This is a genomic window from Pseudomonas capsici (assembly GCF_017165765.1).
In the GTDB taxonomy this organism is placed as follows: Bacteria; Pseudomonadota; Gammaproteobacteria; order Pseudomonadales; family Pseudomonadaceae; genus Aquipseudomonas; species Aquipseudomonas capsici.
This window is the reverse complement of record NZ_JAFGZD010000008.1, coordinates 68,137-90,535: the sequence shown is the minus strand read 5'-3', so window position 1 is coordinate 90,535 and position 22,399 is coordinate 68,137. Positions and strand designations below refer to the sequence as shown.

Below are 22,399 nucleotides of genomic sequence, written 5' to 3'. Positions count from 1 at the left end.
CTTTCCAGCGAAGATGTGATGCGTCGCCGGGCGACGTTTCTGCAGCGTATTCATATCGATGGCCCGCTGCTGATCCTGCTGCTGACCCTGGCGGCGGGCAGCCTGTTCGTCCTGTATTCGGCCAGTGGCAAGAACTGGGATCTGCTGCTCAAGCAGGCCAGCTCTTTCGGTATCGGTCTGACGGCGATGCTGATCATTGCCCAGTTCGAGCCGCGATTCATGGCGCGCTGGGTGCCGGTCATGTACGTCATGGGCGTGCTGTTGCTGGTGGTGGTGGATGTGATGGGCCACAACGCCATGGGGGCCACGCGCTGGATCAACATTCCGGGGGTCATCCGCTTCCAGCCTTCGGAATTCCTGAAGATCATCATGCCGGCGACCATCGCCTGGTATCTGTCCAAGCGCACTTTGCCGCCGCAGCTCAAGCATGTGGCGGTCAGCCTTGCCTTGATCGGCGTGCCCTTCGTGCTGATCGTGCGTCAGCCTGACCTCGGCACCTCGCTGCTGATCCTGGCCTCGGGCGCTTTCGTGCTGTTCATGGCCGGACTGCGCTGGCGCTGGATCGTCAGCGTGCTGGCCGCTGCGGTGCCTGCGGCTGTCGCCATGTGGTTCTTCTTCATGCACGACTACCAGAAACAGCGGGTACTGACCTTCCTCGATCCGGAAAGCGATCCGCTGGGTACCGGCTGGAACATCATTCAGTCCAAGGCGGCCATCGGTTCGGGTGGCGTCTTCGGCAAGGGCTGGCTGCTGGGTACCCAGTCGCACCTGGACTTCCTGCCTGAAAGCCACACCGACTTCATCATTGCGGTACTGGGCGAGGAGTTCGGTCTGGTGGGGATCTGTGCGCTGCTGGTCATCTATCTGCTGCTGATCGGCCGTGGTCTGGTCATCACCGCGCAAGCCCAGACCCTGTTCGGCAAGCTGCTGGCCGGGGCGCTGACAATGACATTTTTTGTTTATGTATTCGTCAATATCGGTATGGTCAGTGGCCTCTTGCCGGTTGTAGGCGTACCACTGCCTTTCATTAGCTATGGCGGAACTTCGCTCGTGACGCTGCTGTCAGCGTTTGGGGTTTTGATGTCGATCCATACGCATCGTAAATGGATCGCTCAGGTTTGATTAAGGTGAAGAATTCAATGCAGGTAGTGCGCAACTGGGCTCGATATGCTCCGGTGGTCGGTCTGGTTAGCATCCTTGGATCTGTACAAGAGGCTATCGCTGGCGACTACGAGGGTTCTCCTCAAGTGGCCGAATTTGTCGGTGAGATGACCCGTGAGTACGGTTTTGCCGGCGAGCAGTTGATGGGCGTGTTTCGCGAAGTCGAGCGCAAGCAGGCGATCCTCGATGCGATTTCCCGTCCGGCCGAACGGGTCAAGCAGTGGAAAGAATATCGCCCGATGTTCATTACCGATGCCCGTATCGCTCGCGGCGTCGATTTCTGGCGTCAGCATGAAGCGGCGCTGGCCCGTGCCGAGCAGGAATATGGCGTGCCTGCGCAGATCATCGTGTCGATCATCGGCGTCGAAACCTTCTTCGGTCGCAATACCGGTAACTACCGGGTGATCGATGCCCTGTCCACGCTGGGCTTCGACTATCCGCCCCGCGCTCCGTTTTTCCGCAAGGAATTGCGCGAGTTCCTGCTGCTGGCCCGTGAACAGCAGGTCGATCCTCTGACCCTCAAGGGTTCCTACGCCGGTGCGATGGGCCTGCCGCAGTTCATGCCGAGCAGCTTTCGCGCATATGCCGTGGATTTCGACGGTGACGGACATATCAATATCTGGACCGACCCGGACGATGCCATCGGCAGTGTTGCCAGCTACTTCAAGCGCCATGGCTGGGTGGCCGGACAGCGTGTCGTCAGTCGTGCTTCGGCACGTGGCAGTCGGGTCGATGAGGGGTTGAGTCCTGGTCTGGACCCGGTCATGTCGGTCGGGGAGTTGCGAGGTCTGGGCTGGGCGAGTCATGATGCGCTGCGCGATGACCTGCCCGTCACGGCATTTCGCCTCGAAGGTGATCAAGGGCCGGAATACTGGCTGGGACTGAATAATTTTTATGTAATCACGCGTTATAACCGCAGTGTGATGTACGCGATGGCCGTGTATCAGCTGTCTGAATCGTTGGTTCAAGCTCGAGGCGTGAAGTAATGCGGCCATTGCCGATTCGTACACCTTTGAAAGTGCTGGCTTGTGCGGGGCTGGCACTGCTGATTGCAAGTTGCTCGTCCACCTCGCGTTCGCCACAGCAGGGCGGCACCGCCGTGCGTTCTGCTCCGGGACTGGATATCAACCGTGCACACAAGGACGGGGCTCCCTGGTGGGATGTGGATATCTCGCGTATTCCCGATGCCACGCCTACTGTCCACACCGGTCCCTACAAGGCCAACCCTTATACGGTACTGGGCAAGACCTACTTCCCGATGAGCGAATCCAGGCGTTATGTCGCCACGGGTACGGCTTCCTGGTATGGCACCAAGTTTCATGGTCAGAACACCGCCAATGGCGAGGTCTATGACCTGTATGGCATGAGCGCGGCCCACAAGACCCTGCCATTGCCCAGCTATGTGCGCGTGACCAACCTCGACAACAACCGCACCGTGATTCTGCGCGTCAACGATCGTGGCCCGTTCTACTCCGACCGGATCATCGACCTGTCCTATGCGGCTGCCAAGAAGCTCGGCTATGCCGAAAGCGGTACGGCGCGGGTCAAGGTCGAGGGGATCGATCCGCAGGAATGGTGGGCGCAACGGGGGCGTCCTGCTCCACTGGCGCTCGACCAGCCTCAGGTCGTGGCCCAGGCGGCTACGCCGGCTTTCACCGCTTCAACCGGGACGGTCGAGCAATACACGCCACCGCCTCAACAACACGCTGCTCCGCCTGTACCCTTGCAGAGTGACGCAAAAAAAAACGCTTCAGGACAAGCCTCTGGGCTGTTTCTCCAGGTCGGAGCCTTCGCGAATCCGGACGCTGCAGAGCTCCTGAGATCGAAGCTGAGCGGGATGGTTCGGGCACCGGTTTTCGTGAGTTCGATAGCGCGCAATCAACAGACGCTCTATCGGGTCCGCATGGGGCCGATAGGCACGCAGGGTGAAGCCCAGCAATTGCAGGATAGTGTCAGATCGGCCAACCTTGGTCAGCCGAGCCTTGTAACACTGGATTGAATCAACAGTCGTTCTTGGCGGTATGGAGAACGATATGCAGTGGCCCGCAATGCGGACTTGCCGTCAGAGCAAGAGTTGCAGGCACTGCCCGCAGGATCGTGTGTTGAACAGGCGATCTTGTCAGCCAGGGATTCAGCCTGGCGCCACGAGCCGCCGTGAAGTGCATGCGCTTCGCCGGCTTGTTCCGCTTTGCCCGTGAGGGCATGTTTGCCCATTAGCAATTTCGAGAGACGGATGAACATCACCACCTTTGCAAAACGTTTGTGCCTGCTTGTGCCACTGATCATCGCCCCGGCTGCCTGGGCCGCCGAACAGATGACGCCTGCTGCGCCGCAACTGGCCGCCAAGTCCTACGTGCTGATGGATGCCTCCAGCGGCAACGTTCTGGTTGAAAACAACGGTGACCAGCGTCTGGCTCCTGCGAGCCTGACCAAGCTGATGACGGCTTACATCGCGACCCTGGAAATCCGTCGCGGCCAGATCGGCGAGAACGATCCGGTTACCGTCAGCGAAAACGCCTGGCGTACCGGTGGTTCGCGGATGTTCATCAAGGTTGGCAGCCAGGTGACGGTCAGCGACCTGTTGCACGGCATCATCATCCAGTCGGGTAACGACGCCAGCGTTGCAGTGGCCGAGCATATTGCCGGTAGCGAAGACGCTTTCGCCGACATGATGAACAAGACTGCTGGCGATCTGGGCATGACCAACAGCCACTTCATGAACCCGACCGGTCTGCCGAACCCCGAGCACTACTCGTCGGCTCATGACATGGCCATCCTGGCGCGTGCCATCATCCACGAAGACCCGGCTCACTACGCGATCTACTCGCAGAAGGAATTCTTCTGGAACGGCATCAAGCAGCCTAACCGCAACCTGCTGCTGTGGCGCGACAAGACCGTTGACGGTCTGAAAACCGGTCACACCGAAGAAGCCGGCTACTGCATGGTGTCCTCGGCAGTACGTGATGGCATGCGTCTGATCGCCGTGGTGTTCGGTACCAACAGCGAGCAGGCTCGTGCAGCCGAAACCCAGAAGCTGCTGACCTACGGTTTCCGCTTCTTCGAAACCCAGAACTTCTATCAGAAGGGTACGGAACTGGCCCAGGCATCCGTCTGGAAAGGTGCCACCCGTCAGGTCAAGGCTGGCCTGGCAGAAGACCTGAGCATGACCATGCCCAAGGGCGACATGAAGAAGCTCAGCGCCAGCATGATCATGAACCCGCAACTGGTTGCCCCGATTGCCAAGGGTGACGTGATCGGCAAGGTCGAAGTCAAGAAGGACGACAAGGTGGTGCATACTGCCAACCTCATCGCACTTGAGGCTGTCGAGGAAGGTGGTATTTTCCGCCGCGTGTGGGATAGCATTCGCATGTTCTTCTACGGCTTGTTCAACTGACCTTCTAGTAATCAATGCCGACCTTCTCGCGGCCTGCTTCCTGAGCAGGCTGCGTGTCCGTCGTCACGGCTTGTGAGACCTTTACTGCCATGACCGATACCGACGTCAAGTCGCACAAAATCGAATTCCCCTGCGATGACTACCCGATCAAGGTGATCGGCGATACCAGCGTGGGTTTTACTGCTGCGGTGATCGAGATTCTCGGCAAGCACGCCAAGATCGACGTCTCCACGCTCGCCGAGCGTCAGAGCAGCAACGGCAAGTACACCACCGTACAACTGCATATCGTCGCCACCGGCGAAGACCAGTTGCGCGATATCAATAGTGCCCTTCGCGCTACGGGTGTCGTGCATATGGTGCTCTGATGGGCGATATCCTGGGCTTTCGTGATCTTGGCCTGATCGATTACGAAAGCGCCTGGCATGCCATGCAGCGCTTCACCGACGGGCGTGACCGCGACACCGCAGACGAGGTCTGGCTGGTGCAGCACCCTCCGGTCTTTACCCAGGGACAGTCCGGCAAGGCAGAGCATTTGCTGTTGCCGGGCAATATTCCTGTCGTACAGGTCGATCGTGGCGGCCAAGTGACCTATCATGGCCCCGGCCAGCTGGTTGCCTATCTGTTGCTCGATGTCAGGCGCCTTGGATTTGGGGTTCGCGATCTGGTTACCCGGATCGAAAACACCCTGATTGCCTTGCTGGACAGTTATGGGGTGACGGCGGCGGCCAAGGCCGATGCCCCTGGCGTATATGTCGACGGCGCGAAAATCGCGTCCCTCGGCCTGCGCATTCGTAACGGTTGTTCGTTCCATGGATTGGCGTTGAACGTCGACATGGATCTGGAGCCGTTCCGCCGCATCAACCCCTGCGGATATGCCGGGCTGGCAATGACCCAGCTACGCGATCACGCAGGGAAGACGGAATTTTCCGAGGTAAGTGCCCGGCTGCGTGCGCAGCTCGTCAAACACCTCGACTATGCTGAGCAGGCGACCCTTACGGGCGGAATAGAATGATATGACTGACACCGTGCAAACCCTGATCCCGACGCTGGATGTTTCCGAGCGCGCTCCCCGTCCGAAAGTCGAAGCGGGCGTAAAGCTGCGCGGTGCCGAAAAAGTCGCACGCATCCCGGTCAAGATCATCCCGACGGTTGAACTGCCCAAGAAGCCGGACTGGATTCGTGTACGAATCCCGGTTTCCCCTGAAGTCGACCGTATCAAGCAACTGCTGCGCAAGCACAAGCTGCACAGCGTCTGTGAAGAGGCATCCTGCCCGAACCTGGGCGAGTGCTTCTCCGGCGGTACCGCGACCTTCATGATCATGGGTGACATCTGCACCCGTCGCTGCCCGTTCTGCGACGTCGGCCATGGCCGTCCGAAGCCTCTGGACACCGACGAGCCGAAGAACCTCGCGGTGGCGATTGCCGACCTGCGCCTCAAGTACGTGGTTATCACCTCGGTGGACCGCGACGACCTGCGCGACGGCGGTGCCCAGCACTTTGCCGACTGCATCCGTGAAATCCGTGCCTTGTCGCCGAATGTTCAGCTCGAAACCCTGGTTCCGGATTACCGTGGCCGCATGGACGTGGCGCTGGAAATCACCGCAGCCGAGCCGCCGGATGTGTTCAACCACAACCTCGAAACCGTACCGCGCCTGTACAAGGCTGCGCGCCCGGGGTCGGACTACCAGTGGTCGCTGACCCTGCTGCAACGTTTCAAGCAGATGGTGCCGCACGTTCCGACCAAATCCGGCCTGATGCTGGGTCTGGGCGAGACCGACGACGAAGTCATCGAAGTCATGCAGCGCATGCGCGAACACGACATCGACATGCTGACCCTGGGTCAGTACCTGCAGCCTTCGCGCAGCCACTTGCCGGTCCAGCGCTTCGTGCACCCGGACACCTTCGCCTGGTTCGCCGAGGAAGGTTACAAGATGGGCTTCAAGAACGTGGCTTCCGGGCCGCTGGTACGTTCGTCGTACCACGCCGACGAACAGGCCAAGATTGCCAAGAATCTGCTCTGATGAGCATTTGACGGGTAATGAAAAACGGGCCGGATAGTGATATCCGGCCCGTTTTTTTATGCAGACCTGTCAGGGCTTGCGCAGGTTGTTCAGCAGCTCGTGGGTCGGATAGCCATCGGCTGGCCAGCCCAGGGACTGCTGGGCACTGCGAATCGCCTTGCGGGTATTGGCACCGATAATGCCGTCTGGAGCGCCTGCATCGTATTTGCGGGCCGACAGCAGGGTTTGCAGCTCGATCCGCTCGGAGCGGCTCAGGGGCAGGTCGGTGCGAGGCCAGTTGCCCACAATGTAGCCGGCCCCTTTGAAGCGGTCGGACAACAGGCTGATCGCCAGGGCATAGGACGAAGAGTTGTTGTAGCGCAGAATGGCGCGGAAGTTGTCCAGCACCAGGAAGGCCGGGCCGCGATAGCCTGCAGGCAGCAGCAGGGCCGCTTGTTGCTGGCTGGCAGCCACAGGCAATGCCGAGCCATCGGGAAGCTTCAGGCCAAGCTTTTGCCATTCCGGCAGGCTCTTGCGGGTCGAAGCGTCAGCGAGGGAGTAGTCGAAATCCGAACCCAGCACCACTTCGAAGCCCCACGGCTGGCCACGCTGCCATCCTGAGCTTTGCAGGTAGTGAGCCGTGGACGCCAGGGCATCGGCCGGTGTGTTCCAGATATCCCGACGCCCATCACCGTTGAAGTCCACCGCATGAGTGTTGTAGGTGGTCGGTATGAACTGGGTCTGTCCCATGGCTCCTGCCCATGAGCCAAGCATTTTCTCCGGGGTGATATCGCCTTGTTGGAGGATTTCCAGCGCTGCCAGCAACTGGCTCTGGGCGAATTCCGGACGACGGCCTTCGTAGGCCAGTGTGGCCAGGGAGCGGATTACCGATTGCGAACCCTGGAACTGGCCGAAGTTACTCTCCATGCCCCATACCGCCACCAGCGCCTGACGATCGACGCCGTAGCGCTGCTCGATGTTCTGCAGGTCGGTGCTGTACTGGGCAAGCAGGGCTTGGCCCTTGCGTACCCGGGCGGCAGAAATTGCGCCGTCCAGATATTCCCATACCGGGCGGCTGAACTCCGGCTGGGTGCGGTCCGCCTTGACCACGCTCATGTCTGGCGTCACACCGCTGAATGCACGGTCGAAGACATCGGCGCGGATACCGGCCCTCAGTGCCTGATTGCGAAAGCCTGCCTGCCATTCCGTAAAGCTGATGGCGGGCTGGATGGTGAGGTTTTCATCCACGACCAGAGCCGGTGTCGGCACCGCTACAGGCGCGACAGGCTGGGTCTTGCTGGCTTGAAGAGGAGTGGCATCGGCAGCAGTGGGTTTTTCTGCGCAAGCTACCAGAGCGATAAGGCTGGAGGCGGCGATGAGTTGGCGCAACTGCCAAGGATGGGTAAAACAAGAAGGCATGCTTGGGTCCAAAGGGATTACCGACGACAGATGCAGACCTTAACACGGCTTGGCGGTTGAAAGCGCCTGAAGGCTTGTTGCTGTTTATCACGCAGCCATAAAGCAAGAAGCCTCCCAGCTTTTAGACTGGAAGGCTTCGCGGCGGTAGCTGCCTTTGCCCTTGGCTGGTCGTTCCTGACGACTGCGGAACAATGGCTGGGCAATGATGGACTTGGCCTTGTTTGGCCGCTTTGGCTTGCTCATGGCGGGATACTCTCGGCTGGGGTTGAACGGCGCGAATGATCGGGCAGGGCGGGGGCCATGTCCAATAGCTGTGTGCTATGGCGATGGGGTTTGGAAGGCTTTTTCGTCAATGAATTCGCATCCCAGGATAGTTATGGTTTCTGGAGGACCGCTGTCGCGGGCAAGCGCGCTCCTGCAGCGGAATCAATTCGGTATCTAAAGGCCCTGTTACTCGGCAGGCAACGGCAACCGCTGTCCAGCCATCAACAGGGTCAACCGACTCAGGCTGCTCCATGGCGAACCTGCGGCCTGGCCTTTGATCTGGGCATCGATGCGTTGTGCGTCCATGAGCAACTGAGCCCAGCGCTTGGCCGAATAGCGTTGCAGGGCTTTGCTCATCAGGGGTTTGCGTTTGTCCCAGATCGGTGGCCTTGCCGAGCTGAAGACTTTATCCAGCGGGATGCCCTGGCTGTATTGCAACGACATGTTGGCCAGTATCCGAAGTTCACGGGTCAGCGCCCAGAGAATCACTGGCGTCTCGACGCCTTCGCCACGCAGGCCTTCCAGAATGCGCAGGGCATGGGCCGCTTCGCCGTTGAGTACCGCGTCGGTAAGGCCGAAAACATCGAAGCGCGCGCTGTCAGCTACGGCAGCCTGAACGGTGTCGACAGTGATCTGGCCTTCTTCGGCCATCAGCTTGAGCTTTTCGACTTCCTGCGCGGCAGCCAGCAGGTTGCCTTCGACACGGGCTGCAATCAGCTCCACGGCATCCTGAGTGGCAGCCAGCCCAGCCTGGGACAGGCGCTGGCGAATCCATTGCGGTAGCTGGCCGATGTCCACCGGCCAGATCTGCAGGAACTGGGTCTGCGGACCTTCGATCAGCGCCTTGCCCCATTTGGTCTTCTGGGCACTGCCATCGAGCTTGGGCAGGCTGATCAGCAGCAGCGTGTCTTCGGCAGGATTGGCGCAGTACTCCATGAGCGCGGCAGCGCCTTTGTCGCCGGGTTTTCCCGAAGGCAGACGCAACTCCAGCAGGCGACGTTCGGCGAACAGCGACATGCTGGCACCTGCCTGCAGCAGTGTGCCCCAGTCAAAGCTGGCGTCGGCGCTGAATACCTGGCGCTCGTCGAAACCTTGCCGGCGTGCGGCTGTGCGGATGGCGTCGGCGGCTTCCTGACAGAGCAGCGGATCGTCGCCGCTGATGACATACACGGGCGCAAGAGCACCTTGCAGATGCTTGCTGAGTTGGGCGGGGGCGAGTTTCATGGTTCGGATGATACCGGGGCCAGCAAGCTGGCCCCGGACACTTACCTGGCAGGTACTTCGAGAGGCGACTGCTGAGGCGTCTCGTCGCGTATCCGCTGGGCCGCTTCCAGAGCGTCCGCCTCAGCCTTGGCCACGTCGTCGGCTTTCTTCTGCAGTTGCGCCAGACGCTCCGGGGTCAGCTGTTGCAGACGGGCCATCATCTTCTGGACCAGTTCGCTACGCATTTCATTGCGCACTTGCTGGGCTTCGTTATCCGAAGCGGTCAGGTTGTTGCCGTCATGGTTGTAGATCTTCTCCACGCTGACTTTGTCACCCAGCAGGACGCGGTCTTTCTCACCACGCATTTCGTAGTTGAGCGTAACGGTCAACTGGTACTCGGCCGAGCGACCGGAGCCCGAATAGCTGGCAGTGCGCTGGGTTTCGGCTTCGTTGGTCAGGATCAGCTTGTATGGCGCGCCGGTGTAGATCTTGACGCCCGAGTTGGTCAGTGTGCGATTGAGCTGGGTGACCGTCTCGCCGTACTGGTTGCGTGCGCTCAGATCCAGTTCCTTGATCGCCAGCTCGTTGGTGCCGGTGCCACGCAGCTGGAAGCCACAGGCACTCAACAACACCGCCAGGCCCATCACCAGCAAATTGCGTTTGATCATCTTGATGCTCCCCTTGAATCCGTTTGGGCCGATCTTGCAGCCCTGGAAATATGTCTGGCGCCCGACCCTTGCCAGGCGCCTGATCCAATCAGCTTGCGACGATATTGACCAGCTTGCCAGGCACGACGATCACTTTGCGGATCGTCAGGCCATCGATAAAGCGCAGCACGTTTTCGTTGACTCGTGCAGCGGCTTCGATTTCTTCGCGGCTGGCGCTGGCCGGCATCTCGATCTGGCCACGCAGCTTGCCGTTGACCTGAATCACCAGTTGCAGGCTGTCCTGTACCAGCGCGCTTTCGTCCAGAACCGGCCAGCCGGCATCGATAACGGCATTTTCATGCCCCAGCTGTTTCCACAGCTCGTGGCTGATGTGCGGCGTGATCGGCGCCAGCAGCAGGGCGACGGTTTCCAGGCCTTCCTGAAGCAGTGCGCGATCCTGGGCCGTGGCCTGCGGGACCTTTTCCAGCACGTTCATCAAAGTCATCACCTGAGCGACGGCTGTGTTGAATTTCTGGTTCTGACCAATATCCTGGCTCGCCTGTTTGATCGCCTGATGAATGGAGCGGCGAATGGCCTTCTGATCATCGCTCAGGGTCGCCAGATCGAGGCTGCCCGGCAGGCCCTGGCCAACGTGGGCCTGAGCCAGACGCCATACGCGGCGCAGGAAGCGGTGCGAGCCTTCGACGCCGGAGTCGGACCACTCCAGGCTCATGTCGGGCGGCGAGGCGAACATCATGAACAGGCGGCAGGTGTCGGCACCGTACTGATCGATCATGGTTTGCGGGTCGATGCCGTTTTTCTTCGACTTCGACATCTTTTCGGTGCCGCCGATTTCCACCGGCAGGCCGTCGCTGGTCAGGACCGCGCTGATGACCTTGGCCTTGGCGTCGCGTTCCAGGGTCACGTCGGCAGGATTGATCCAGGTCTTCTTGCCGTTGGCTTCCATGCGGAAGTAGGTTTCGGCGTTGACCATGCCTTGAGTCAGCAGGTTCTTGAACGGCTCGTTGGACGTTACCAGACCTTCGTCGCGCATCAGTTTGTGGAAGAAGCGCGCATACAGCAGGTGCAGGATCGCGTGTTCGATACCGCCGATGTATTGATCCACCGGCAGCCAGTGGTTGGCAGCGTTCGGCTCGACCAGACCACCCTCGTAGTGCGGGGACGCGTAGCGTGCGTAGTACCAGGAGGACTCCACGAAGGTGTCCATGGTGTCGGTTTCACGCTTGGCCGGTGCGCCGCATTTCGGGCAGGTGCACTCGTAGAATTCAGGCATGCGCGCCAGTGGCGAGCCTGCACCGTCGGGTACGACGTCTTCCGGCAGCACCACCGGCAGTTGATCTTCCGGAACCGGTACGTCGCCGCATGTGGCGCAGTGGACGATCGGGATCGGGCAGCCCCAGTAGCGCTGACGGCTGATGCCCCAGTCGCGCAGACGGAACTGGGTGCGGGACTGGCCCAGGTTCTTCTTGAGCAGTGCGGCTTCGATGGCGTCGAACGCGGCCTGGAAATCCAGGCCGTCGAATTCGCCGGAATTGATCAGCACGCCATGCTCGCCGTAGGCTTCCTGCCATGGCGCCGGGGTTTCGTCGCCCGCGCTGGTACGCACCACGGCCTTGATCGGCAGGTTGTACTTGGTGGCGAACTCGTAATCGCGCTCGTCGTGAGCCGGTACGGCCATGACCGCGCCGTCGCCGTAGTGCATCAGCACGTAGTTGGCGACCCACACCGGCAGTTTTTCACCGGTCAGTGGATGCTCGACGAACAGCGAGGTCGGCAGGCCTTTCTTTTCCTGGGTGGCGACGTCGGCTTCGGCGACGCTGCCGCTCTTGCATTCATCGATGAACGCCTGCAGCTCGGCATTGCCTTGCGCTGCCTGGGTCGCCAGCGGGTGCTCGGCGGCCACGGCCACGTAGGTGGCGCCCATCAGGGTGTCGGGGCGGGTGGTGAAGACTTTCAGCGCGCCGGCTTCGCCAATCGAAGCTTCGTTGTAAGGGAACTGGACTTCCATGCCGCGGGATTTGCCGATCCAGTTGCGCTGCATGGTCTTGACCTGTTCAGGCCAGCCGGGCAATTCGTCGAGGCTTTGCAGCAGCTCATCGGCGTAGGCCGTGATCTTGAAGTAGTACATCGGGATTTCGCGCTTCTCGATCAGCGCGCCCGAACGCCAGCCACGGCCGTCGATGACCTGCTCGTTGGCCAGTACGGTCTGGTCGATCGGGTCCCAGTTCACGGTGCCGTTCTTGCGATAGATCACACCTTTCTCGAACAGGCGAGTGAACAGCCATTGTTCCCAGCGGTAGTAATCGGGCTTGCAGGTGGTGACTTCACGCGACCAGTCGATGGCCAGGCCCAGGCTCTTGAGCTGGGTCTTCATGTAGTCGATGTTTTCGTAGGTCCACTTGGCCGGCGCGACATTGTTGTCGATCGCGGCGTTTTCCGCAGGCATGCCGAAAGCATCCCAGCCCAGCGGCTGCAGGACATTCTTGCCCTGCATGCGCTGGTAGCGAGAGATCACGTCGCCAATGGTGTAGTTGCGCACATGACCCATGTGCAGCTTGCCGCTCGGATAAGGGAACATCGACAGGCAGTAGTAGGTTTCCTTGCCTGGCTGCTCACTGACTTCAAAAGACTTTTGCTCTTCCCAAAAGGCTTGGGCGGCGGCTTCGATTTCGCGGGGCTGATAGAGTTCGTGCATGGCTACTTTTTACTAAAGATTGGTGACCCTTGACCTCTTCATTGCTTCGCCGAGTCAGCTTGGCACCCTTTGCCGGACAATCGTGACTGTCTTTGCGGTGCGTACAGGCTCATGTGAGAGCGGAAGTGGAATTACAGGAAGCGCCGTAGCATACATGAGCGCTGTCTACCGAGGGAAACGCTGATTGTTGCAGCGCTCCTTCAAAGACCGTTCAGACGGCTCTATCTGGCCGTTGGTCGCAGTTTCACGCCTGTTTTTACAGCAGCGCTAAGCTCAATGGCGAGAGTATATTTTTACTCTCCAAAGAGGTGAGCGGATGACAGAGTTGCAGCACACAGTAAGCACTCCTGAGCTGTATGAACGTTTGATCCATCGTCTGGGGCTTGCTCTGGAAACGGCAGATACCGCGGTTCGACTTCGTAACGAGTCGCCCGTCGAGCTTGAACTTGCAGGTTTGAGCAGTGCCGAACTCGAATTTATCGAGGCTTATCTTGAAAAAGATGCGATGGGTGTGAGCGGGGCTGTTAAGGGTAAGTCTGAGGGCAGTTTCATTGTTTCACCGGAGCAGACACATTCGATAATGCCGCCTAAAGAGTCCGCCAGAATCATCTGGCTCAAGGACAAGAGGCGGGCCAGGGCATCGGGTGAGTCGAGCCGCTACACGTCAAACACTACATTCAAGCTCTAACGCAAGCGGGCTTCGGGTCCGCCTTATAAGCATTGCTGCTTAGTTTCAAAAAACTTAGGCTTCGGGCATCTCTGGAGATGCTCGATGCCTTTACGTTATCTGCTCAAATCCCTTCTTCTGCCTCCGGGCATTTTCCTGGTGCTGCTCGCTGTTGCCTGGTGGGTGCGTCGCTCCCGACCACGCATCGCGGCTGCCTGCTTCACGCTGGGGCTCGGAGGCCTGTGGCTGATGAGTCTGCCGGTGGTGGTGGAGTGGGGGGCGCGCGCGCTGGAGCACGATCAGCCCTTGCCGCGTGAGCAGTGGGCTACCCTGGCACAGCAGGCTGACGCCATTGTGGTCCTGGGGGCCGGACGTGAACGCAATGATCCGGCCTGGGGCACTGATGTACCGACAGGTGTCGGACTGGAGCGGTTGCGCTTTGCCGCGCATCTGGCCAAGGCTTCCGGATTGCCGGTCCTGGTTACCGGCGGTTTGCATTTCGGCGAGCCGCCTAGTGAGGCCGCAATCATGGCGCAATCGCTGCAAGAAGATTTCGGGGTGGCGGTACGTTGGCAGGAAGGGCTTAGCCGTACCACCTGGGAAAACGCGACGATGACCGCCGAGATGCTGCAACCCTTGGGTATCAAGCGGGTGGTGGTGGTCACCCAGGCCTGGCACATGGCGCGCTCACGCTGGAGCTTCGAGCAGGCCGGATTCACTGTGGTGGCCGCTCCGGTAGGTTTCCTGGGGCGCGCCAGCGAGCAGCCGCTGGGTGGCTGGCTGCCGGATGCGACGGCCTTCATGCAAAACCGTTGGCTGATCAATGAGGCGATGGGGCAGTTGTTTTATCGGGGAGCGTATTGAGCGGAAGCCGCAAGTTGCAAGCTACAAGCTTCAAGTCAAAAGCTTGTAGCTTGTAGCTCAAACTGTTTTTGCAATACGCGCCGCCAGCAATGCCCAGCCAAACAGCAGCGTGCAGACGATGATCAGCGGCCATGAGCGCCAGTGCAGGTAGGGCGTCAGCTCCTGCATCGGGACCACTTCGCCATAGAGCACGCCGCGCTCGAATTGCGGAATCTGTACGGTGATCCTGCCGAACGGGTCGATGAGGCCGGTGACGCCATTGTTGGTGGCGCGGATCATCCAGCGACCGGCTTCAAGAGCGCGCATCTGGGCCATCTGCAGGTGTTGCAGCGGGCCGATGGAGGTGCCGAACCAGGTGTCGTTGCTGATGGTCAGCAGCACGTCGCTCTGTGCCGCAAGGCCAGCCGCGAATTCCGGGTAGACCACTTCATAGCAAATGAACGGCGCAATCTGATACCCCTTGGCCTGCAGCATGCTCTGGTCGCTCGGGCCGCGGGCGAAGTCGGACATGGGCAGGTCGAAGAAGGCGATCAGCCCGCGCAGAATGTCCTGCAGCGGCACGTATTCGCCAAACGGGACGAGCTTCTGCTTCAGGTAGGTGCCATCACCTTCGCCGGTGACCGTGATGCCGTTGTAATAACGGGATTCGCCACGTTCGGTCACTTCGCGCACCGGTACGCCGGTAATGAGCGCCGAGTCTCGTTGGGCGGCGAACTTGCCCATCATCGTCAGGTAACCTTCCGCAGATTCCTTGAGCACCGGCACAGCCGTTTCCGGCCAGACGATCAGGTCGGCCTGTTGCGAGTTGAACGTCATGTCGCGATAAAGCGCCAGTTGCGCATTCAACTGCTTGGGGTCCCACTTCATGCTTTGTTCGATATTGCCCTGTATCGCCGCGACTTTAAGCGGTGCGCCCGCCGGTGAGGTCCAGGCGTGACCTTTGAGGGCGATACCGATAATCCAGGGGGCGAGTAATAACGCCACGCCTGCGGCAAGAAAGGATTTGCGTGCCCGCAAGCGGTGCAGATTGCTCAGCAGTGCAACGGTCAACGCCAGCACGAAGGAAATAAGCCAGATGCCACCGACCGGTGCCAGACCGGCCAAAGGGCCATGCAACTGGCTGTAGCCCGAATACAGCCACGGGAAGCCGGTCAGGAACCAGCCGCGAAAGGCTTCCTGGGCTGTCCACAAGGCTGCGAAGGCCAGAGCGTCGGCCAGCGGCGCTTCATTGCGACGAATCCAGCGTGCCCACACCCAGGCGGGCAGGGCAAAGAACAGGGCGATCAGCGAGATGAACAGCAGCATCAACAGCCCGGCCAGCAGTGGCGATGCACCACCGTAGGTATTGATGCTGACGTAGATCCAGCTGGTGCCCGCACCGAACAGGCCGAAGCCGTAGCACCAGCCCCGGACGAATGCCTGGCGCGGACTCGTCTCGCGCAGGCCCAGGTAGAAAATCGCCACCGCCACCAGGGCTAGAGGCCAGATGTCGAAGGGCGCCAGGGCCAGGGTCGTGAGCCCGCCAGCCGCCACGGCCAGCAGATTACCGGGCCAGCCGGGGCGGGTTATCCAGCGCATGTCTATTCCTTGAAACGTTACGGACGAGAGATCGGGCTCAGGCGTAGCAAGTGAATGCGACGGCTGTCAGCGCTCAGGACGCGGAAACGATAGGCACCGATTTCGGTGATTTCGTTGCGCTTGGGCAAATGACCGAAGGCATTCATGACCAGCCCGCCGACCGTATCGAATTCGTCATCGGAAAACTCGCTGTCGAAGAACTCGTTGAAGCTTTCGATGGGCGTCAGGGCCTTGACCAGGAAGTCGCCGCTGGGCAGCGGTTTGATGTAGCTGTCCTCTTCGACGTCGTGCTCGTCCTCGATATCGCCGACGATCTGTTCCAGTACGTCTTCGATGGTCACCAGACCGGCCACACCGCCGTATTCGTCAATGACGATGGCCATGTGGTTGTGGTTGGCGCGGAATTCGCGCAGCAGCACATTGAGACGCTTGGACTCGGGGACGAAGGTCGCCGGGCGCAGCAGGCTCTTGATGTCGTCGCTGTCGCCGTCGGGCTTGAGGATCAGCGGCAGCAGATCCTTGGCCAGCAGCACGCCGAGTACGTCGTCGTGGCTTTCGCCGATCACCGGATAGCGCGAATGCGCGGCATCGATGACTGCAGGCAGGAATTCGCGGGGTGTCTGGTTGGCACGGATGCTGATCATCTGCGAGCGCGGCACCATGATGTCGCGTACTTGCAGGTCAGCCACCTGAATGGCCCCTTCGACAATGGCCAGCGCTTCGCTGTCCAGCAGTTTGTTCTGTTGGGCTTCGCGCAGCAGCTCAAGCAGCTCCTGGCGGTTTTTCGGCTCGTGGACAAAAGCCTGGGTCAGTTTACCCAGCCATGACTTTTGTCCGTTGCTCGATCGGTCTTCGCTCATAGCCCTTACTCGTGATCCTTGCTTGGTGTGTCTGAATGTTGATGTTCGGCGCTTTCGTCGTCTGCATAAGGGTCCGGATAGCCCAGTTCCTCAAGCAACGTTCGTTCCAGTGCTTCCATTTCCTCGGCTTCTTCATCCTCGATATGGTCGTAACCAAGCAGATGAAGACAGCCGTGAATGACCATGTGCGCCCAGTGCGCATCAACGGCCTTGCCTTGTTCCTGTGCTTCGCGATTGACCACCGGCACGCAGATGACCAGATCGCCCAGCAGCGGGATGTCCAGCATGTCGTCGGGCACGTCCGCAGGGAAGGAGAGCACGTTGGTGGCGTAATCTTTGTGCCGCCAGGTGTGATTAAGTTCGCGCCCTTCGGGTTCGTCGACCAGACGGATGGTCAGCTCCGAGTCGGCGCTGCGCTGGCGCAGGCCCATTTCGCACCAGAGGCGGAACTGGGCTTCGCTGGGGGCTTTTGCTTCACTTGCCAGTTGCAGATCCAGCTCAAGCATCGCGGCGGCTGTCCCGTGAGGAGTTGGCGCTGCCGGTCTGCGTGTCGCTGAAGCGGTCATCGAAGCGCTCATAGGCTTCGACGATACGCTGCACCAGCGGATGGCGAACCACGTCCTTGGGTTTGAAGTGGCTGAAGCTGATGCCGGGCACGTCCTTGAGGACATCGATGACATGGGTCAGGCCCGACTTCGTGCCTTTGGGCAGGTCGACCTGGGTAATGTCACCGGTGATGACGGCGGTAGAGCCGAAGCCAATACGGGTCAGGAACATTTTCATCTGTTCGACGGTGGTGTTCTGACTCTCGTCGAGAATGATGAAGCTGTTATTAAGGGTGCGTCCGCGCATGTAGGCCAGCGGTGCAACTTCAATGACCTGCTTCTCGATCAGCTTGGCGACATATTCGAAGCCCAGCATTTCGTAAAGGGCGTCGTAGAGCGGACGCAGATAAGGGTCGATCTTCTGGGCCAGATCACCTGGCAGGAAGCCGAGCTTTTCGCCCGCTTCGACGGCCGGACGCACCAGCAGGATGCGGCGGATCTGCTCGCGCTCCAGGGCATCCACCGCGCAGGCGACAGCCAGATAGGTCTTGCCGGTACCCGCCGGGCCGATGCCGAAGTTGATGTCGTTACCGAGGATTTCCTTGACGTAACGCTGCTGATTCAGGCCGCGTGGGCGAATCATGCCTTTCTTGGTGCGCAGGGCCACGCCCACTTCGGCGGCCGGATGGTTGTCCAGCCCTTCGACACCGGATTCCTGCAGGAACAGGTGAACCATGTCTGGCGTCAGGTCCGTACCCTTGGTTTCACGGTACAGGCGGCGCAGAAGGTTTTCAGCCGAGGTGGTGTGCCGGGACTCGCCAATGAGCTCGAATTGATTGCCGCGATTGCGGATCTCGATGTCCAGGCGTTGTTCGATCAAGCGCAGATGCTCGTCGAGTTGCCCGCACAAGTTGGCGAAACGATGGGCCTCGAAAGGTTCGAGGATAAAGCGATGAGGTTCTGTGGGAGCGTTCAAGGTCGTTTTTAGCCGCCCGACGGCAGTTGAGTTGAATTGAAGAATACCCCTAGAGAACCTTGGGCGAAAGGTCTGACTTGTTAAAGGGGGGAGAGGGTGGGGTGTTCGCGAATGAATTCGCTCCCACGAGGCCAATTGTGGGAGCCAATTCATTCGCGAAAAAACGTTACTGCAACAACGAGCCCCGCAAGGAATGCGGCTGCGCATCGTCAATGTGCACATCGGCGAATTGCCCGATCAGCTTGGGGTTGTCGCAGCGGAAGTTGACGATCCGGTTGTTTTCGGTGCGCCCTTGCAGCTCGCCGGGGTCCTTTTTCGAGTAATCGGTCACCAGAATGCGCTGGATGCTGCCGACCATTTGTCGGCTGATCTCGAAACCCTGCTGGTTGAGGCGATGTTGCAGGGCTGCCAGGCGTTCTTTCTTGAGCGCTTCGGGGGTGTCGTCTTTCAGATCGGCGGCTGGCGTACCGGGGCGCGGGCTGTAGATGAACGAGAACGAGAAGTCGAAACCCACGTCCTGGATCAGCTTCATGGTGTTCTCGAAGTCTTTCTCGGTTTCGCCCGGGAAGCCGACGATGAAGTCCGAACTGATGCTGATACCCGGCACGGCAGCCTTGAGCTTGCGCAGCTTGGACTTGTACTCCAGCGTGGTGTGGTTGCGCTTCATGGCCGCCAGAATGCGGTCGGAACCCGACTGCACGGGCAAATGCAGGTGTTTGACCAGCTCCGGCACTTCGGCGTGAGCCTGGATCAGGCTGTCGGAAAACTCCAGAGGGTGCGAAGTGGTGTAGCGGATGCGGTCGATACCGTCGACTGCCGCAACCACGCGGATCAGGTCGGCCAGATCGGCTACGCGGCCATCATGAGTGGTGCCGCGATAGCCGTTGACGTTCTGGCCCAGCAGGGTGATTTCACGCACGCCGTTTTCGGCCAGATGAATGACTTCCGCCAGTACGTCATCGAACGGGCGGCTGACTTCTTCGCCACGGGTATAAGGCACGACGCAGAACGTGCAGTACTTGCTGCAGCCTTCCATCACCGACACATAGGCACTTGGGCCATCGATGCGCGGCTCGGGCAGGTGGTCGAATTTTTCGATTTCCGGGAACGACACGTCCACCTGGGGCAGGCGGGTGATGCGTGCGGTGTCGATCATTTCCGGCAGGCGGTGCAGGGTCTGCGGGCCGAAGACCACGTCCACGTAAGGTGCGCGATCACGAATCGCCGCGCCTTCCTGACTGGCGACGCAGCCGCCGACGGCGATGACCATCTCCGGGTTGGCCAGTTTCAGTTCACGCCAGCGACCCAGCTGGGAATAGACCCGATCCTGGGCGCGCTCGCGAATCGAGCAGGTATTGAGCAGGATCACGTCGGCATCTTCCGCACGTGCGGTGACTTCCAGGGCCTGATGTTCGCCCAGCAGATCGACCATGCGCGAGCTGTCGTACTCGTTCATCTGGCAACCGTGGGTTTCGATATAAAGCTTCTTGGCCATGCGTGATCATCAGCGGATTCAAAGAACCGCGCATTATAGGGACGATGCTCACCGGTTCCTAGCGTTGCCTGTCCGGAGGACATGCTATAGTTCGTGCCCTTTTTTATCTGTGATCGTTATCCGGCTTTTATGACCAAACGCGAAGCTCCAATCTACAAGGTGATTTTCCTCAACCAGGGCCAGGTTTTCGAGATGTACGCCAAGCAGATCTACCAGAGCGATCTGTGGGGTTTTCTGGAAGTGGAAGAGTTCGTCTTCGGTGAGCGTACGACTGTCGTGGTTGACCCCAGCGAAGAAAAGCTCAAGGCGCAGTTCGAGGGCGTGGTGCGCAGTTTCGTGCCGATGCATTCGATTGTGCGCATCGATGAGGTCGAGCGCATGGGCACGCCGAAGATCAGCGAGGCTCGTGGAGGTGGCAATGTGATGCCGTTTCCGATGCCGATGCCTGAAAAGTAGAAAACGAGGAAGGTCAGCCCTGACGCGATTCGATCAGGGCAGAGGCGAGAACGGGCTCCGCCCTTCGGCGGTCTGCAGTTCCATCAGGTATTTGCGGAAGATCTGGCCCAGTACCTGGGTCGCGACTTCCAGTTCGTCGCGCTTCATCTTGGCCGACACTTCGTCCGCCGCATCCAGCGCTTCTTCCGAACCATTGACCGCAGCCATCTTCAGCACGATATACGCCTGAATGTTATTGGCCTGCACACCTTCGCCGCGAGCAAACATCAAGCCCAGCTGATACTGCGCCTGCGCATGCCCCTGCAACGATGCCTGCTCGAAAAAGTTCAGCGCCTGTGGCAGGTCGCGAGGAGTGTTCTGCCCCTCGTAATAGAACTCGCCCAGCTCGTATTGCGCTTGTGCATCCCCCGATTGTGCTGCCTGCTGGCATGCCGAAAGCGCAGCCGGAAGATTCTCGGGCTGAGTATTGAGGGTGCAACGACCCACCGCTGGGATTAACAACGAGTTGCCACCTGCATTGGTCAGCAGGGGATAGACAAGCAACAGGCAGCCCAATGCAAGGGTGCGGCCGGTGCGGTTCATGGGAGTCGACTTACCTCTGAAAAAGGTGCGGGCGTACCCGTCCAGCGAAACGTGCTGGCTGGCCATTATGAAATAAGCAGGGCCAACCTTACAAAGTCTTTACGGCTTTTCTGCTGCACGGGCCCGATTTATGGGGTTCAAACCCGTGGGAGCGAATTCATTCGCGAATGAATTCGCTCCTACATTAGCTTATTTCAGCGCAGCGAACGCTTTTTCGGCAGCATCGAGGGTCAGTTTCAGCTCGGTTTCGCCATGGGCGATGGAGGTGAAACCTGCTTCGAATGCGCTTGGCGCCAGGTACACACCGTCTTCGAGCATCAGGTGGAAGAAGCGTTTGAAGCGGTCTGCATCGCTGCTCATGACGTCCTGGAAGGTCACGATTTCCCTGGCATCACTGAAATACAGACCAAACATGCCACCCGCCTGAGTGGTCACGAACGGGATACCCGCTGCGTCGGCACGTTGTTGCAGGCCTTCGAGCAGGCGGCGAGTGTAGTCGCTCAGCTCATCGTGGAAGCCTTCGCGGCTGATCAGGCGCAGGGTGGTGAGGCCGGCGGCCATGGCCAGCGGGTTGCCCGACAGCGTACCGGCCTGATAGACCGGTCCCAGCGGCGCGATATGCGACATGATTTCGCGCTTGCCGCCAAAGCAGCCCACCGGCATGCCGCCGCCAATGATCTTGCCGAAAGTGCTCAGGTCCGGTGTAACGCCGTAGTAAGCCTGGGCGCCGCCGAGTGCCACACGAAAACCGGTCATCACTTCGTCGAAGATCAACACCACGCCATGTTCGTCGCACAGGTCGCGCAGGCCTTGCAGGTAGCCCGGTGCAGGCGGAACGCAGTTCATGTTGCCCGCGACCGGTTCGACGATGATGCACGCCACTTCCTGACCGACATCGGCCAGCAGTTGGCGGACGGCCTCCAGGTCGTTGAACGGCACGGTCAGGGTGTGTTTGGCGAAAGCGGCCGGAACGCCGGGCGAGCTGGGCACGCCCAGAGTCAGTGCGCCGGAACCGGCCTTGACCAGCAGGCTGTCGGAGTGGCCGTGGTAGCAGCCCTCGAACTTGATGATGCTGTCGCGGCCGGTGTAGCCGCGGGCCAGGCGAATCGCGCTCATGGTCGCTTCGGTGCCGGAGCTGACCATGCGCACCATTTCCATGGAGGGCACCAGGGAGCAGACCAGATCGGCCATCTCGGTCTCCATGGCGGTCGGTGCGCCATAGGACAGACCGTGTTCCAGCTGGCTGCGTACGGCCTCGAGTACTTGCGGGTGGCTATGGCCCAGAATCATCGGGCCCCAGGAACCGACGTAATCGACATAGCGCTTGTCGTCTTCGTCAGTCACGTAAGCGCCAGCAGCATGTTTGAAGAACAGGGGCGTACCGCCAACGCTCTTGAAAGCGCGGACCGGCGAGTTGACACCACCGGGGATGTGTTTCTGGGCGTTGGCGAAGAGTGTTTCGGAACGGGACATGATCGGGTCTCTGCTTTTGAACCGGGAAGTCGTTTCTACGCTGAGTGTGCAGCTCTGTGCATGGCTGCTTCGGTGACGTCACGAGGCCGGAAGGCGTAG

Annotated in this window: 22 protein-coding genes; 10 read left to right on the top strand and 12 right to left on the bottom strand. The window is 59.9% G+C overall.

Annotation, left to right across the window (positions count from 1 at the left end):
* Positions 1–18: 18 nt before the first annotated feature.
* The 7 genes from rodA to lipA all read left to right on the top strand — a co-directional run bounded on the left by rodA (position 19) and on the right by lipA (position 6,576).
* On the top strand, positions 19–1,122 hold the full coding sequence (rodA, locus tag JSY17_RS13340; RefSeq protein WP_162880485.1) for a rod shape-determining protein RodA: 1,104 nt from the start codon (positions 19–21) through the stop codon (positions 1,120–1,122).
* 5 nt (positions 1,123–1,127) lie between these two features.
* Positions 1,128–2,147, top strand: a complete 1,020-nt coding sequence (gene mltB, locus JSY17_RS13335; protein WP_200979678.1) for a lytic murein transglycosylase B — start codon at positions 1,128–1,130, stop codon at positions 2,145–2,147.
* Positions 2,147–3,160, top strand: a complete 1,014-nt coding sequence (locus JSY17_RS13330; RefSeq protein ID WP_117163506.1) for a septal ring lytic transglycosylase RlpA family protein — start codon at positions 2,147–2,149, stop codon at positions 3,158–3,160. Before mltB ends, JSY17_RS13330 begins: the two co-directional genes overlap by 1 nt.
* A gap of 234 nt (positions 3,161–3,394) precedes the next feature.
* Positions 3,395–4,555 (top strand): D-alanyl-D-alanine carboxypeptidase family protein, encoded by a 1,161-nt coding sequence (locus JSY17_RS13325; RefSeq protein WP_117163504.1) that lies wholly within the window; start codon positions 3,395–3,397, stop codon positions 4,553–4,555.
* Between the two features lie 89 nt (positions 4,556–4,644).
* Positions 4,645–4,920 carry a DUF493 domain-containing protein gene (locus tag JSY17_RS13320; protein WP_025261966.1) on the top strand — a complete coding sequence of 92 codons (276 nt, stop codon included), beginning with the start codon at positions 4,645–4,647 and terminating at the stop codon, positions 4,918–4,920.
* On the top strand, positions 4,920–5,567 hold the full coding sequence (gene lipB, locus JSY17_RS13315; RefSeq protein WP_117163503.1) for a lipoyl(octanoyl) transferase LipB: 648 nt from the start codon (positions 4,920–4,922) through the stop codon (positions 5,565–5,567). The genes JSY17_RS13320 and lipB overlap by 1 nt, the downstream gene beginning before the upstream one ends.
* Before the next feature lies 1 nt (position 5,568).
* Positions 5,569–6,576, top strand: a complete 1,008-nt coding sequence (gene lipA / locus JSY17_RS13310) for a lipoyl synthase (RefSeq protein ID WP_117163502.1) — start codon at positions 5,569–5,571, stop codon at positions 6,574–6,576.
* Between the two features lie 69 nt (positions 6,577–6,645).
* Here the strand turns inward: lipA and JSY17_RS13305 are convergent, their stop codons facing one another.
* The 5 genes from JSY17_RS13305 to leuS form a co-directional block, all read right to left on the bottom strand.
* Positions 6,646–7,974, bottom strand: a complete 1,329-nt coding sequence (locus tag JSY17_RS13305; protein WP_206401912.1) for a lytic murein transglycosylase — start codon at positions 7,972–7,974, stop codon at positions 6,646–6,648.
* 87 nt (positions 7,975–8,061) lie between these two features.
* Positions 8,062–8,217, bottom strand: a complete 156-nt coding sequence (arfA, locus tag JSY17_RS13300; RefSeq protein ID WP_117182008.1) for an alternative ribosome rescue factor ArfA — start codon at positions 8,215–8,217, stop codon at positions 8,062–8,064.
* Between the two features lie 207 nt (positions 8,218–8,424).
* Positions 8,425–9,462 (bottom strand): DNA polymerase III subunit delta, encoded by a 1,038-nt coding sequence (gene holA / locus JSY17_RS13295; RefSeq protein WP_206401910.1) that lies wholly within the window; start codon positions 9,460–9,462, stop codon positions 8,425–8,427.
* Between the two features lie 41 nt (positions 9,463–9,503).
* Positions 9,504–10,109, bottom strand: coding sequence for an LPS-assembly lipoprotein LptE (locus JSY17_RS13290; protein ID WP_117182010.1), 606 nt, complete (start codon positions 10,107–10,109; stop codon positions 9,504–9,506).
* A gap of 88 nt (positions 10,110–10,197) precedes the next feature.
* A complete protein-coding gene (leuS, locus tag JSY17_RS13285; RefSeq protein WP_206401909.1) occupies positions 10,198–12,804 on the bottom strand; it encodes a leucine--tRNA ligase in 2,607 nt (868 codons plus the stop codon).
* 316 nt (positions 12,805–13,120) lie between these two features.
* On the opposite strand from leuS, the gene JSY17_RS13280 reads away from it, so the two are divergent.
* Both JSY17_RS13280 and JSY17_RS13275 read left to right on the top strand, forming a co-directional pair.
* A complete protein-coding gene (locus tag JSY17_RS13280; RefSeq protein WP_117182012.1) occupies positions 13,121–13,492 on the top strand; it encodes a hypothetical protein in 372 nt (123 codons plus the stop codon).
* Positions 13,493–13,576: 84 nt separating this feature from the next.
* Positions 13,577–14,335: a YdcF family protein gene (locus JSY17_RS13275; RefSeq protein ID WP_201014251.1), complete on the top strand. Its 759-nt coding sequence runs from the start codon at positions 13,577–13,579 to the stop codon at positions 14,333–14,335.
* 57 nt (positions 14,336–14,392) lie between these two features.
* Here the strand turns inward: JSY17_RS13275 and lnt are convergent, their stop codons facing one another.
* The 5 genes from lnt to miaB all read right to left on the bottom strand — a co-directional run bounded on the left by lnt (position 14,393) and on the right by miaB (position 19,789).
* Positions 14,393–15,913 carry an apolipoprotein N-acyltransferase gene (gene lnt, locus JSY17_RS13270; RefSeq protein ID WP_200979691.1) on the bottom strand — a complete coding sequence of 507 codons (1,521 nt, stop codon included), beginning with the start codon at positions 15,911–15,913 and terminating at the stop codon, positions 14,393–14,395.
* A 17-nt stretch (positions 15,914–15,930) separates the two neighbouring features.
* Positions 15,931–16,773, bottom strand: a complete 843-nt coding sequence (locus JSY17_RS13265; RefSeq protein WP_117182015.1) for an HlyC/CorC family transporter — start codon at positions 16,771–16,773, stop codon at positions 15,931–15,933.
* Between the two features lie 5 nt (positions 16,774–16,778).
* The gene (gene ybeY / locus JSY17_RS13260; RefSeq protein ID WP_117182016.1) at positions 16,779–17,279 is read right to left on the bottom strand and encodes an rRNA maturation RNase YbeY; all 501 of its coding nucleotides are present in this window, start codon (positions 17,277–17,279) and stop codon (positions 16,779–16,781) included.
* Complete coding sequence (locus tag JSY17_RS13255; protein ID WP_117184849.1) at positions 17,272–18,294, bottom strand: PhoH family protein; 1,023 nt, start codon at positions 18,292–18,294, stop codon at positions 17,272–17,274. The genes ybeY and JSY17_RS13255 overlap by 8 nt, the downstream gene beginning before the upstream one ends.
* A 166-nt stretch (positions 18,295–18,460) precedes the next feature.
* Positions 18,461–19,789, bottom strand: a complete 1,329-nt coding sequence (gene miaB, locus JSY17_RS13250; RefSeq protein WP_117163490.1) for a tRNA (N6-isopentenyl adenosine(37)-C2)-methylthiotransferase MiaB — start codon at positions 19,787–19,789, stop codon at positions 18,461–18,463.
* A 129-nt stretch (positions 19,790–19,918) separates the two neighbouring features.
* Here miaB and JSY17_RS13245 point away from each other — a divergent pair, with 129 nt between their 5' ends.
* The gene (locus tag JSY17_RS13245) at positions 19,919–20,245 is read left to right on the top strand and encodes a DUF1820 family protein (RefSeq protein ID WP_025261951.1); all 327 of its coding nucleotides are present in this window, start codon (positions 19,919–19,921) and stop codon (positions 20,243–20,245) included.
* A 33-nt stretch (positions 20,246–20,278) separates the two neighbouring features.
* Here the strand turns inward: JSY17_RS13245 and JSY17_RS13240 are convergent, their stop codons facing one another.
* The gene (locus JSY17_RS13240; protein WP_117182189.1) at positions 20,279–20,827 is read right to left on the bottom strand and encodes a tetratricopeptide repeat protein; all 549 of its coding nucleotides are present in this window, start codon (positions 20,825–20,827) and stop codon (positions 20,279–20,281) included.
* Positions 20,828–21,016: 189 nt separating this feature from the next.
* A complete protein-coding gene (gene hemL, locus JSY17_RS13235; RefSeq protein WP_206401908.1) occupies positions 21,017–22,300 on the bottom strand; it encodes a glutamate-1-semialdehyde 2,1-aminomutase in 1,284 nt (427 codons plus the stop codon).
* Positions 22,301–22,399: the final 99 nt, after the last annotated feature.

Excerpts from the sequence above, each read along its gene's own strand:
- rodA (WP_162880485.1), top strand. The coding sequence starts at position 19 with ATGCGTCGCCGGGCGACGTTTCTGCAGCGTATTCATATCGATGGCCCG.
- JSY17_RS13330 (WP_117163506.1), top strand. The coding sequence starts at position 2,147 with ATGCGGCCATTGCCGATTCGTACACCTTTGAAAGTGCTGGCTTGTGCG.
- JSY17_RS13325 (WP_117163504.1), top strand. The coding sequence starts at position 3,395 with ATGAACATCACCACCTTTGCAAAACGTTTGTGCCTGCTTGTGCCACTG.
- JSY17_RS13320 (WP_025261966.1), top strand. The coding sequence starts at position 4,645 with ATGACCGATACCGACGTCAAGTCGCACAAAATCGAATTCCCCTGCGAT.
- lipB (WP_117163503.1), top strand. The coding sequence starts at position 4,920 with ATGGGCGATATCCTGGGCTTTCGTGATCTTGGCCTGATCGATTACGAA.
- lipA (WP_117163502.1), top strand. The coding sequence starts at position 5,569 with ATGACTGACACCGTGCAAACCCTGATCCCGACGCTGGATGTTTCCGAG.
- JSY17_RS13305 (WP_206401912.1), bottom strand. The coding sequence starts at position 7,974 with ATGCCTTCTTGTTTTACCCATCCTTGGCAGTTGCGCCAACTCATCGCC.
- arfA (WP_117182008.1), bottom strand. The coding sequence starts at position 8,217 with ATGAGCAAGCCAAAGCGGCCAAACAAGGCCAAGTCCATCATTGCCCAG.
- holA (WP_206401910.1), bottom strand. The coding sequence starts at position 9,462 with ATGAAACTCGCCCCCGCCCAACTCAGCAAGCATCTGCAAGGTGCTCTT.
- JSY17_RS13290 (WP_117182010.1), bottom strand. The coding sequence starts at position 10,109 with ATGATCAAACGCAATTTGCTGGTGATGGGCCTGGCGGTGTTGTTGAGT.
- leuS (WP_206401909.1), bottom strand. The coding sequence starts at position 12,804 with ATGCACGAACTCTATCAGCCCCGCGAAATCGAAGCCGCCGCCCAAGCC.
- JSY17_RS13280 (WP_117182012.1), top strand. The coding sequence starts at position 13,121 with ATGACAGAGTTGCAGCACACAGTAAGCACTCCTGAGCTGTATGAACGT.
- JSY17_RS13275 (WP_201014251.1), top strand. The coding sequence starts at position 13,577 with ATGCCTTTACGTTATCTGCTCAAATCCCTTCTTCTGCCTCCGGGCATT.
- lnt (WP_200979691.1), bottom strand. The coding sequence starts at position 15,913 with ATGCGCTGGATAACCCGCCCCGGCTGGCCCGGTAATCTGCTGGCCGTG.
- JSY17_RS13265 (WP_117182015.1), bottom strand. The coding sequence starts at position 16,773 with ATGAGCGAAGACCGATCGAGCAACGGACAAAAGTCATGGCTGGGTAAA.
- ybeY (WP_117182016.1), bottom strand. The coding sequence starts at position 17,279 with ATGCTTGAGCTGGATCTGCAACTGGCAAGTGAAGCAAAAGCCCCCAGC.
- miaB (WP_117163490.1), bottom strand. The coding sequence starts at position 19,789 with ATGGCCAAGAAGCTTTATATCGAAACCCACGGTTGCCAGATGAACGAG.
- JSY17_RS13245 (WP_025261951.1), top strand. The coding sequence starts at position 19,919 with ATGACCAAACGCGAAGCTCCAATCTACAAGGTGATTTTCCTCAACCAG.
- JSY17_RS13240 (WP_117182189.1), bottom strand. The coding sequence starts at position 20,827 with ATGAACCGCACCGGCCGCACCCTTGCATTGGGCTGCCTGTTGCTTGTC.
- hemL (WP_206401908.1), bottom strand. The coding sequence starts at position 22,300 with ATGTCCCGTTCCGAAACACTCTTCGCCAACGCCCAGAAACACATCCCC.